This window comes from Flavobacterium sp. XN-5 (assembly GCF_008033395.2).
Taxonomy (GTDB): Bacteria; Bacteroidota; Bacteroidia; order Flavobacteriales; family Flavobacteriaceae; genus Flavobacterium; species Flavobacterium hiemivividum.
In genome coordinates this window covers 653,743-665,383 of the sequence record NZ_VOGZ02000001.1, presented here as the reverse complement: position 1 = coordinate 665,383, position 11,641 = coordinate 653,743, and the positions used below count along the sequence as shown (strand labels likewise).

The following is an 11,641-nucleotide window of genomic DNA, read 5'->3' as shown; positions in this document are numbered from 1 at the left end:
AGAACAGAACAAATTATAAATATATTAAAAGGCAATAAAATGTACGGAAAAATTAAAGAGCATTTGCAAAACGAATTGCAAACTATTGAGGACAACGGAATTTTCAAAAAGGAAAGAATTATTACATCTCCTCAAGGAGCTGAAATAACAATTTCAACGGGAGAAACGGTTTTAAATTTTTGTGCTAATAATTATTTGGGATTGTCTTCTCATCCAGAAGTAGTACAAGCTGCAAAAGACGCATTAGATACACATGGTTTTGGTATGTCGTCTGTTCGTTTTATTTGTGGGACACAAGACATTCATAAAACTTTAGAGAGAAAAATTGCTGAGTTTTACGGAACAGAGGATACAATTTTATATGCGGCCGCTTTTGATGCTAACGGAGGTGTTTTCGAACCTTTATTAGGTGAAGGAGATGCTATTATTTCAGATAGTTTGAATCATGCGTCTATTATTGACGGCGTTCGTTTGTGTAAAGCAGCACGTTATCGTTATGCAAATAGTGATATGGCCGATTTAGAACAACAATTAATCAAAGCAAATGAAGCTGGTAGTCGTTTTAAAATTATCGTTACTGATGGCGTCTTCTCTATGGATGGTGTTGTAGCGCCCTTAGATAAAATTTGTGATTTAGCAGATAAATATGACGCTATGGTAATGGTTGATGAGTGTCATGCTGCGGGTTTTATTGGAGCAACAGGAAAAGGAACGCTTGAGGCAAAAGGAGTAATGGGAAGAGTGGATATCATCACGGGAACTCTGGGGAAAGCCCTGGGAGGAGCAATGGGTGGATATACAACAGCCAAAAAAGAAATTATTGAATTGTTACGCCAACGTTCTAGACCTTATTTGTTTTCTAATTCTTTAGCGCCGGCGATTGTTGGTGCGTCTATTAAAGTTTTCGAACTATTAGAAAAAGATACTTCTTTAAGAGATAAATTAGAATGGAATACCAATTATTTCAAAGAAGGAATGAAAAAGGCTGGATTTGACATTGTTGAAGGAGATTCTGCGATTGTACCGGTTATGTTATATGATGCAAAATTATCTCAAACAATGGCAGATGAATTGTTGAAAAAAGGAATTTATGTTATTGGATTCTTTTTCCCTGTAGTGCCTAAAGATAAAGCAAGGATTAGGGTTCAGCTGTCTGCGGCACATACAAAAGAGCATTTGGATAGAGCGATAAATGCGTTTGTTGAGGTTGGCAAGGCACTGAATGTTGTATAATTATAGGTCGAAGTTATATAATTACCATTTTTCCTTAATAAAATGGGTTTTTTTTAACATTTCGTTTTGTAAATAATAATAATCGAGTTACTTTTGTTAGTAATTAACTAAATTGTAATTAAAAAAAATAAGTATGAAACATCTTAGCAAAATTTTAGTTGCTGTAATGATGGTGATGGGTTTAAGCTCACACGCACAAGACAGCAACAATCCATGGGCTATCTCTTTTGGAGTTAATGCCGTAGACACTAGAACTAGTGCAGGTGGTGGAAATGGTTGGTTAGACCAACATTTTTCTCAACCTTTCGCAGTAAAAGACAATTGGAATGTCCTTCCATCTGTATCTTACATTAAAGTATCTAAATACCTAGGAGATAATTTCTCTTTTGGTGTTCAAGGTTCTGTAAACAAGATTGATAAATATGTAAAATTCGATCCTACTGCACCAGGGCATGATTCAAGAGGAATGGTAGTTTCTAATCCTGGAGATTTGATGTACTATGGTATTGACGGTACAGTTAAATACAGCTTCATGAATTTAATTAATTCTAAAGTAATTGATCCTTCCTTACACGTAGGTGGAGGTTATACTTTCTTTGGAGATAGTAGTTACGGGACGTTAAACCCAGGTGCTGGATTAACATTTTGGTTCACTGAAAACATTGGTTTATCTCTTGAATCTTCATATAAAAAATCTTTTGGAGATAGAGAAGATGCTAACGGAACTCCTGATGCTCCATCTCATTTCCAACATACTGCTGGTATTACTTTCAAATTTGGAGGAAAAGATACTGACGGTGATGGAATTTACGATAAAGATGATGCGTGCCCAGAAGTTGCAGGTTTAAAAGAATTCAATGGTTGTCCTGATACTGATGGAGACGGAATTCAAGATAGTGCTGATGCTTGTCCAACTGAAGCTGGAACAGCTGCATTAAATGGTTGTCCAGACAGAGATGGTGATGGTATTGCTGATAAAGATGATGCTTGTCCAGACGTATTTGGTTTAGCTGCATTGAAAGGTTGTCCTGATACTGATGGAGATGGAGTAGCTGATAAAGATGACAAATGTCCTACTGTTGCAGGACCAAAAGAAAATGCTGGTTGTCCTTGGCCTGATACTGACGGTGACGGAGTTTTAGACAAAGATGACAAATGTCCAGAAGTAAAAGGTACTGTTGCTAACAAAGGTTGTCCTGAAGTGTCAGAAGCGGTTATGATGAAATTGAATGAGTACAGTAGAACTATCTTGTTTGATTCTGGAAAATCATCTTTCAAAAAACAAACTTACCCAACTTTAGTGTCAATTACTGAAATCTTAAAAGAATATCCTTATTCTAGATTCTTAGTTGAAGGTCATACTGATAGCGACGGAAGTAACGAAATGAACCAAACTTTATCTGAAAACAGAGCTGCAGCGGTTAAAAATTACTTAGTTGAAAATGGTATTCAAGCTGATAGATTGAAATCTACAGGTTTTGGTGAAACTAAACCAATGGATACTAACAAAACTGCTAAAGGTAAAGCGAAAAATAGAAGAGTTGAAATTTCTTTAATAAAAGAAGAATAGATTTTTCTAAAATATTTATGGAAAACGCCTCGATTTATCGGGGCGTTTTTTTTATTTTTATGAAATGATAAATACTTCTTTTTTAGATAAAATTGCACAAGTTTTAATTGAAAATTACTCTGATAAACTATCTGATACGATAGTCGTTTTACCAAATAAGAGAGCTAAGATTTTCCTGATTGAAGCCCTGAAAAAACAAGTCGACGGCAATATTCTTTCTCCTGAAATTATTAGTATCGAGGATTTTATTCAAGACATTGCAGGAATTCGAACGATAGATCCGATCGAATTGTTGTTTGAATTTTATGATGTATATTTATCAGTTACTGAGAAAGCAAACCAACAGTCGTTTGAATTGTTTGCCAATTGGGCTAAAACACTCTTGCAAGATTTTAATGAAATCGATCGTTATTTGTTAGATCCAACTTATGTTTTGTCTTATTTAAAAGACATTGAAGATATCAAGAAATGGGGAATCGAAGTCGAAAACAAAACTCAACTACTCGAAAATTATATTGACTTTTGGAAATTATTACCTAATTATTACCAAACTTTATATGCGCACTTGCTTAAAAAAGGCATTGGTTATCAAGGACTAATTTACCGTCAAGCAGTAGAGAATTTAGGTGAATTTTCGAAATTAATTACGAGCAAGACTCATGTTTTCGCGGGCTTTAATGCCTTAAATGCCTCCGAAGAAAAAATCATTCAACATCTTATAGCTACTGATCAAGCTAAAATATACTGGGATGCCGATCAAACATTCCTCAATGATCCCTATCATGACGCAGGATTATTTGTAAGGCGGTTTAAACAAAACTGGAAAGAGTACAAATCAAATCCTTTTGAATGGATTGTAGACGATTTTTCGCAGACTAAAAACATTCAAGTTATTGGTACTCCAAAAACAATTGGTCAGGCAAAAATTGCCGGTGGTATTATCGAAAATATAATTAATGAAAATCCTAATGCAACGCTCGATAAAGTTGCTGTAGTTCTTGGGGAAGAAAATCTTCTAGTTCCACTTTTATATTCGTTGCCCTCGAGTGTGGGTGCTTTGAATATTACAATGGGATATCCTAGTAAAAATAATCCTGCCCAAATTTTAATCGCCAAGTTGTTCAAGATGCATACAAATGCATTGGCTAGAAACGCGAAGAATTATGTGTTGTATTATAAAGATGTACTGGATATTTTAACACATCCTTTGGTGGAGCCATATGCGCAAACAGGTAAATTAGTTAACCTGATTAATAAGAACAATTACACATTTATAACCCATCATAAATTGATGGAGCTGAATGCGAATCCTACGGACTTATTTTTGTTGTTGTTCCAGAAATGGGAAAATGGTTCGATTGCAGTTTTGGATACTGTTTCTAAGTTGTTGCTTACCATTAAAGAGAATTTAAGTAACGACAATGAAGAGGAAAAAATCACAAAGGCCTTTGTGTTTTCTATTTTTAAAGTAATTAATAAGCTGATTAATTATTACTCACAACACCAACATATTGATAAGATTGAAACGCTGTACGCTATTTATAAACAAGTGATTGACTTGGCCGCCGTTTCTTTTGAAGGAGAGCCATTAAACGGTTTGCAAATTATGGGTGTTCTAGAAAGTCGAGTGCTTGATTTCGATACTGTGATTGTGACTTCCATGAATGAAGGAAAGTTCCCAGCGGGAAAATCGCAGAATTCATTTATTCCTTATGATGTAAAAAGAGAATTAGGTTTGCCTACTTTTAAAGAGAAAGATGCCATTTATACTTATCATTTTTATCATTTATTACAACGTGCTAAAAATATCTATTTGCTTTATAATACCGAAAGTGAAGGACTGGATGCAGGGGAAAAAAGCAGGTTTATCACTCAGTTAGAAGTCGAAAAACAGTCGAAGCATACCTTAACGCACGAAATTTACAATGCCGTATTACCGGAAACAGCTTATACGCCAATGGTTATCGAAAAATCAGAATCCGTGATGCTGCGTTTAAAAGAAATTGCTGATGTTGGTTTTTCCCCGTCGGCGTTGACGAGTTATATAAGGAATCCAATTCAGTTTTATTTTCAAAAGATATTGCGTATCCGGGAAGTCGAAGAAGTCGAAGAGAATATTGCTTTGAATACTTTGGGAACTATTATTCACGAAACGTTGAAGTCTTTGTACGATCCGTTTGTAGATAAATTTATTTCAGAAGCTGATATTCAAAATTGCTTTAAGCAAATAGATGATGAGGTTTTGAAACAATTTAAAGAAGTTTATAAGGAAGGCGAAATTAAGAAAGGACGTAATTTACTCGCTTTTGAAGTAGCGAAACGCAATGTGTCTAATTTCTTGAAGGTCGAATTAGAAAGTATAAAAGCAGGCGATGCGATTAAAATAATAGCATTGGAAAAAACTTTCGAAAGAATTTTAAATCATCCTACTTTGCCATTTCCAGTATTGATAAAAGGAAACGTTGACAGAATCGAAGAACGCAACGGAGTAATCAGGATTATTGATTATAAAACCGGGAAGGTCGAGAAATCTAGTGTAATGCTGAAGGCATGGAAAGGACTGACGCAGGAGATTAAAAACGATAAAATTATTCAGGTTTTAGCTTATGCGTACATGTACGAAACCGAAGCGAAATCGAAACCCATTGAAGCCGGAATTATCTCTTTTAAGAATCTAAAAGCGGGTTTTTTACCTTTTAATTTTAAAGAAGAAAAAGAAGGGAATATGATAATAAACCAAGAGGTGATGAATAATTATCTAGAGCAGATTGTATTGTTGTTGAATGAAATTCTGGATGTTAGTATTCCATTCGAAGAGAAAGTTTAAAACTTAAAAAAGTATGACTTTACAAAAAGTAAATAACATATTTGAATTCTTTAAAAGTACCTTAGTTATTAACTTGGCTGTTTGTGTTCTACCAATTCTTTTTTTAGGTGTATTTGCGTTCAAATATACTTTTTTAACTGTTGGCTATGCTGCTAGTTTAGCGGTCAAGGAATTCAAGTCTAAAAACGAGTATTTATTTTACTACAATAATGCTATTTCAAAAATGGAACTTTGGTTGTATGCTTGGTCTTATACTTTTGTTTTTCTTGTTATACTGAGTTTTGCCTTTAACTTTATCGCTACACTATTTTGAAAAAACATATTTTAGAAGTAGATAGTGTACAGAAAAGATACGATACCCAATCTATTCTTTCCGACGTATATTTGAAATGCGAGACTAATGATATTATAGGTTTGTTAGGTCGAAATGGTTCTGGAAAATCGACTTTGTTAAAAATTATCTTCGGAATTGAAGCTGCTGATTTTAAGTTTGTGCGAATTGATGGAGTGGTGAAAACTAAAACCAGTGATTTATTTAATGAAATAAGCTATCTCTCTCAAGACAATTTTATTCCGAACCAATTCTCGGTCAAGAAAGCAATTTCACTCTCCATAAATAGCCTGCAAATGGAGGATTTCTATAATGATGAAATGATAGAATCGTTTATTAATAGAAAAATTTCGCAGTTGTCAGGAGGAGAGTTACGCTATTTAGAAATCAAGTTGGTACTTTGTAATTCTTCTAAATTTGTTCTTTTAGACGAACCTTATAATGGGTTGTCACCGCTTATGATCGAAAAAGTAAATACACTGATAAAAGTAAATGCTAAACAAAAAGGCATTCTAATTACAGATCATAATTATGAAAATGTGATTTCACTCTCAACTAAATTGATGCTGATGAAAGATGGAAAAGCGCATCATCTTAAATGTAAAGAAGAATTAGTCAGTAAAGGATATTTAAACGCGGATTTTTTTTAAATATTTTTAAAAAATTTCAATAGGATCTGTGTCAATTCTTCTTGATTTTCAATATGACTCATGTGTCCGTCTGGAAAAGTGACTAACGGTACTTTTGTGTTCTCAATTTGTTCTTTTGATTCTTCGAAAGGTAAAACGGGATCTTTCTCTCCCAGAATCAGTAGTTTTGGAAAAGCAGTAAGATGCAGTAGCACTTCGCGATCATTTCTAATTTTCATTCCTTCTAGTGAAGCTACGATTCCTTGTAGTGGCGTTTTTAGCGCTTTGTTTTTTACAATTTCAATCTCAGCACTTAGCCTTTCTCGGTTTCCTTCACTAAATAAATTAGCAATAGAGAGAGAGATAAAATTCACAAAAGATTGTTTCACGGCTCTTATCGCTCGATCGCGATTTACTTTTCGTTCGTCGCTATCTGCTCTAGCTGTCGAATTTAGTAAAACCAAGCCTTTTACATTTTCTGGATATAATTCGGCGAAAGCCAAAGCTACATAACCCCCCATCGAATGTCCCACAAGAATTGCTTTTCGGATGCGCAACTCCGCTAAAACAGCATGCACGACATCGGCGTTGTCTTCCATGGAATGGACATAGCCTAAACATTCTGTTTCTCCGTGACCCAATAAATCAATTGTGATCACTCGGTTTTTTTTCGAAAAGGTAGCAATGTAATTATCCCACATACTTTGGTTTTCCAGGAAACCATGAAGCAGGACAATAGTGGTGCCTTTTCCTGAGTCAGAATAAGAGATGCTGGTATTTTTAAACAGAATTTGTTTCAACGGTTTTGGTTTGTTTTTGCAAAATTAGAACTTTAATTGTTTTGAACCAATAAGGGTTAAAGATATTGAGTTGAGCTAGCTTAAAAATCGGATATTTAAAAAAAAATCATTCTAAGAAGCGTAGCGCGGTTTTCTACAAGGATTTAAAAATCTTGCAGGATTGCTATAATGTTAATAAATATAATGTGTATATTTTTAAAAGCCGCTCATATTTGTTCATTGTCATGATGAGATCCTTCCTTTGTCAGGATGACAAATTTGCGGCTAGATTGATGTGGGATAGTTAAACCTTAAAAGCGATTATCTCCATCCAATAAATTTCCTAATCCGCCCAATAAGCTTCCTTCACCACGGCTATCTCCACCCGCTTTTGGTGCTGAAGCTATAATTCTATCTGCGAGTCTGCTGAAAGGTAAGGATTGTACGTACACCGTTCCGGGACCGCGAAGGGTTGCGTAGAACAAACCTTCTCCTCCAAATATGGAGTTCTTGATTCCGCCAATGAACTCGATATCGTAATCTACATCTTTTGTGAATCCTATGATGCAGCCCGTATCTACTTTTAGGACTTCGCCCGCTCTTAGTTCTTTTTTGGCCATGGTACCTCCTGAATGTACAAAAGCCATTCCGTCACCTTCTAGTTTTTGCATGATGAATCCTTCTCCGCCAAAGAGTCCGCGGCCTAGTTTTTTAGAAAATTCAATTCCAACAGATACGCCTTTGGCTGCGCAAAGAAAAGAGCTTTTTTGACAGATGAATTTTCCCTGGAATTCAGTTAAATCGATAGGAAGGATTTTTCCTGGATATGGAGAAGCGAATGACACTTTTCCTTTACTGTGGTGCTGATTAATAAAAGCGGTCATAAATAAGCTTTCGCCAGTAAGGACTCTTTTTCCGGCATTTAAAAGCTGGCCAAATATTCCTGATTTTTGTTCAGAACCATCTCCAAAAATGGTTTCCATCTGGATGTTATTATCCATCATCATAAAACTTCCTGCCTCGGCAATGACGATTTCTTGCGGATCCAGTTCGATCTCTACATATTGCATTTCTTCGCCAAATATCTGGTAATCTATTTCGTGTGCTGTCATAATTTTGATTTTTTTTGATTTTTAAAAGATGATTTTTTTTTAACCGTAAATAAATTAAGTTTTATTAAATTATTGATCTACTATATGACGTAGGTACTACTATAAAGTTACAGTTTTATGATTGTTTTGGGATGGTAGTTTTGGAAGAATTAACGTAGTTTTTAATGCGCAAGGGATAGTAGTGAAAAGCCCACAGTCCTGATTTTTAGGGACGAGGACTTGTAGCGTATAGCCCGACCCGGTTGGAGTTTACGGAAGCGGGGATGCGCCCAAAACATTGGGAATAGGTTTAATCGTTATGTGTAATTTGTTAACTGAAAACTGAGTTTGTTCCATAAAAAAAAACGACTATCATATCTGAAAGTCGTTCTAAGGTGTTTTTTGTTTCCCCTTCGGAGGTTAGGGGGATTAAGAATTCATCAAAGTTTCAATTTCATCCACTTCAACAGGAATGTTGCGCATCAGATTAAACGGCTCTCCAGTTTCCTGGATAACTACATCATCTTCTAGACGGATTCCGAAACCTTCTGCAGGAATGTAAATTCCTGGCTCAACAGTGAAAACCATATTAGCTTGCATCGGTTCGGTCAAGATTCCGTAATCATGGGTGTCTAATCCCATGTGGTGGGAAGTTCCGTGCATGAAATATTTTTTGTAAGCGGGCCAGTCAGGATTTTCATTTTGTACATCGGCTTTGTCAAGCAATCCTAAACCAAGTAACTCAGAAGTCATTATTTTTCCCACTTCAATGTGGTATTGTTTCCAAATTGTTCCTGGAACAAGCATTTTAGTAGCTTCGTTTTTAACATTCAAAACGGCATTGTAAACTGCTTTTTGACGGTCAGTAAATTTTCCTGAAACCGGAATAGTACGGGTCATATCGCTTGAATAGTTAGCATACTCTGCACCCACATCTAATAAAATCAAATCCCCTGCTTTACATTGCTGGTTGTTTTCGATATAATGCAAAACATTTGCGTTATTTCCTGAACCTATAATTGGTGTGTAAGCAAAACCTTTGGAACGATTGCGAAGGAATTCGTGAATGAACTCGGCTTCGATTTCGTATTCCATTACATTTGGTTTCACAAAAGAAAGAATTCTACGGAATCCTTTTTCAGTAATATTACAAGCTTGCTGAATCAAATCTATCTCTTCGCTTTCTTTTATAGAACGGATGCGCTGCAAAATAGGATTACTCTTTGCAACAGCATGTGCAGGGTATTTATCTTTCCACCATTTAACAAAACGGGCCTCGCGAGTTTCTGTTTCGACAGTAGCTCTGTAATGTTCGTTAGTATTGATATATATTGTTTCAGAATGTGTCATTAATTCGAACAAAACTTTTTCGAATTCCTGCAACCAATATACGGTTTTGATTCCTGAAACTGCCAATGCACGTTCTTTGGTTAGTTTTTCACCTTCCCAAACGGCAATGTGATCGTTAGTTTCTTTCAAAAATAATATCTCTCTTTGATACTCATAAGGAGCGTCTGGAAATAATAATAAGATGCTTTCTTCCTGATCCACACCACTTAAATAAAAGATATCGCGGTGTTGTGCAAACGGCATTGTACTGTCGGCACTAATTGGATAAATATCATTAGAGTTAAAAATGGCAACACTTTTTGGCTTCATTTGAGCCATAAATTTACTACGGTTCTTTATAAATAAGTCACGGTCAATTTGATGGTATTTCATGTTCTTTCTATTTAATCTTTTTATTTATTCAAAAATACTAAGATTAAATTGTTTCGAGTTATGAATTTGATAATTTTATGAAAAAACAACAAAAACGCATTGGTTTAAAAAACATACTTTTTAAACTAATGCGTTATGGAGTTAGTAATGAATAGCTTTGTTTAGAATTGCGCAGCTTCGGTAGAATTTTTCATGGCAGTTGTAGATGATTTTCCTGTCGTAACGGTGTTTTGAACAGCGTCAAAATAAGATGTCCCTACAAAACTTTGATGCTTAACTGCTCTAAAACCGTGTTTTTGCAAAGCAAATTCTCTTTCTTGCAATTCAGAGTAGCCCGCCATCCCTCTTTCTTTATACGCTTTAGATAATTCGAACATACTTGTATTTAGGGCATGAAATCCAGCTAAAGTGATAAATTGGAATTTATAGCCCATTGCGGCTAAATCTTCTCTAAAAGTTTCCATCTGCGCTACTGATAATTTTGCTGCCCAGTTGAATGATGGTGAGCAGTTATATGCTAGCAATTTACCCGGAAATTCTTTGTGAATGGCATCAGCAAATTGTTTTGCGTATGCTAAATCCGGGTTGCTGGTTTCCATCCAAATTAAATCCGCGTAAGGGGCGTAACTCAATCCTCTGTCAATTCCTTGTTGTACGCCGCTATTTACATGGAAAAATCCTTCACTTGTTTTTTCTCCCGTAATAAATTTAGCGTCTCTTGGATCTATATCGCTAGTCAATAAGTTAGCCGCATCAGCATCTGTTCGAGCTACAATTAATGTGGGAGTTCCCATAACATCAGTCGCTAAACGTGCTGCGATTAATTTATTTATCGCTTCCTGTGTAGGAACTAATACTTTTCCGCCCAGGTGTCCACATTTTTTTGCGGAGCTTAATTGATCTTCAAAGTGTACTCCTGAAGCGCCTGCTTCAATCATAGCTTTCATTAATTCGAATGCATTCAAATTACCTCCAAAACCTGCTTCTGCATCGGCCACGATCGGTACTAAATAGTCTTTTTTGTGTCTTTCTCCGTTAACAACCTGTATTTGGTCGGCTCTCAATAAGGCATTGTTAATCCGTTTTACTACCAAAGGAACGCTATTTACCGGGTATAAAGATTGATCAGGGTACATTTCGCCTGCCACGTTAGCATCAGCGGCAACTTGCCATCCACTTAAATAGATAGCTTCTAGTCCAGCTTCAACTTCTTGAATGGCTTGGTTTCCTGTTAGTGCGCCTAATCCTGCTACAAAATCTTGTGAGTTAAGTTTGTTCCATAATTTTTCAGCACCAAGTTTGGCGATACTATGTTCTATTTTGTAAGAGCCTTGAAGTTTTACTACTTCTTCGGCTGTATATGGACGTTCAACGCCTTTCCATCTTGGGTTTGTTATCCAGTCACTAACTAATTCTTGAATTCTTGTTTCGGTAGTTTTCATAATTTCTAATTTATTGG

The 11,641-nt window shown here is 35.7% G+C and carries 9 protein-coding genes; 5 read left to right on the top strand and 4 right to left on the bottom strand.

Going from position 1 to position 11,641, the window contains the following annotated elements; translation table 11 throughout:
* Positions 1 to 39: 39 nt before the first annotated feature.
* The 5 genes from kbl (at position 40) to FQU23_RS02965 (ending at position 6,611) form a co-directional block, all read left to right on the top strand.
* On the top strand, positions 40 to 1,233 hold the full coding sequence (kbl, locus tag FQU23_RS02985; protein ID WP_132108986.1) for a glycine C-acetyltransferase: 1,194 nt from the start codon (positions 40 to 42) through the stop codon (positions 1,231 to 1,233).
* A 133-nt stretch (positions 1,234 to 1,366) separates the two neighbouring features.
* Positions 1,367 to 2,803, top strand: coding sequence for an OmpA family protein (locus FQU23_RS02980; RefSeq protein WP_132108984.1), 1,437 nt, complete (start codon positions 1,367 to 1,369; stop codon positions 2,801 to 2,803).
* 64 nt (positions 2,804 to 2,867) lie between these two features.
* Positions 2,868 to 5,630 (top strand): PD-(D/E)XK nuclease family protein, encoded by a 2,763-nt coding sequence (locus FQU23_RS02975; RefSeq protein ID WP_147672510.1) that lies wholly within the window; start codon positions 2,868 to 2,870, stop codon positions 5,628 to 5,630.
* A 13-nt stretch (positions 5,631 to 5,643) separates the two neighbouring features.
* Positions 5,644 to 5,943 (top strand): hypothetical protein, encoded by a 300-nt coding sequence (locus tag FQU23_RS02970; RefSeq protein ID WP_147672509.1) that lies wholly within the window; start codon positions 5,644 to 5,646, stop codon positions 5,941 to 5,943.
* A complete protein-coding gene (locus tag FQU23_RS02965) occupies positions 5,940 to 6,611 on the top strand; it encodes an ATP-binding cassette domain-containing protein (RefSeq protein ID WP_209282309.1) in 672 nt (223 codons plus the stop codon). Before FQU23_RS02970 ends, FQU23_RS02965 begins: the two co-directional genes overlap by 4 nt.
* On the opposite strand, the gene FQU23_RS02960 is transcribed toward FQU23_RS02965, so the two are convergent.
* The 4 genes from FQU23_RS02960 to aceA all read right to left on the bottom strand — a co-directional run bounded on the left by FQU23_RS02960 (position 6,608) and on the right by aceA (position 11,627).
* Entirely contained in the window at positions 6,608 to 7,390 is a 783-nt protein-coding gene (locus tag FQU23_RS02960; protein WP_147672508.1) for an alpha/beta fold hydrolase, read from the bottom strand. The two genes, FQU23_RS02965 and FQU23_RS02960, sit on opposite strands and share 4 nt — an antisense overlap.
* Before the next feature lie 290 nt (positions 7,391 to 7,680).
* Positions 7,681 to 8,481 (bottom strand): TIGR00266 family protein, encoded by an 801-nt coding sequence (locus tag FQU23_RS02955; protein WP_147672507.1) that lies wholly within the window; start codon positions 8,479 to 8,481, stop codon positions 7,681 to 7,683.
* Between the two features lie 408 nt (positions 8,482 to 8,889).
* The gene (locus FQU23_RS02950) at positions 8,890 to 10,182 is read right to left on the bottom strand and encodes an aminopeptidase P family protein (RefSeq protein ID WP_147672506.1); all 1,293 of its coding nucleotides are present in this window, start codon (positions 10,180 to 10,182) and stop codon (positions 8,890 to 8,892) included.
* A gap of 161 nt (positions 10,183 to 10,343) precedes the next feature.
* A complete protein-coding gene (gene aceA, locus FQU23_RS02945; protein WP_410503907.1) occupies positions 10,344 to 11,627 on the bottom strand; it encodes an isocitrate lyase in 1,284 nt (427 codons plus the stop codon).
* Positions 11,628 to 11,641 lie beyond the last annotated feature (14 nt).

Excerpts from the sequence above, each read along its gene's own strand:
- FQU23_RS02955 (WP_147672507.1), bottom strand. The coding sequence starts at position 8,481 with ATGACAGCACACGAAATAGATTACCAGATATTTGGCGAAGAAATGCAA.
- FQU23_RS02950 (WP_147672506.1), bottom strand. The coding sequence starts at position 10,182 with ATGAAATACCATCAAATTGACCGTGACTTATTTATAAAGAACCGTAGT.
- FQU23_RS02970 (WP_147672509.1), top strand. The coding sequence starts at position 5,644 with ATGACTTTACAAAAAGTAAATAACATATTTGAATTCTTTAAAAGTACC.
- kbl (WP_132108986.1), top strand. The coding sequence starts at position 40 with ATGTACGGAAAAATTAAAGAGCATTTGCAAAACGAATTGCAAACTATT.
- FQU23_RS02975 (WP_147672510.1), top strand. The coding sequence starts at position 2,868 with ATGATAAATACTTCTTTTTTAGATAAAATTGCACAAGTTTTAATTGAA.
- FQU23_RS02980 (WP_132108984.1), top strand. The coding sequence starts at position 1,367 with ATGAAACATCTTAGCAAAATTTTAGTTGCTGTAATGATGGTGATGGGT.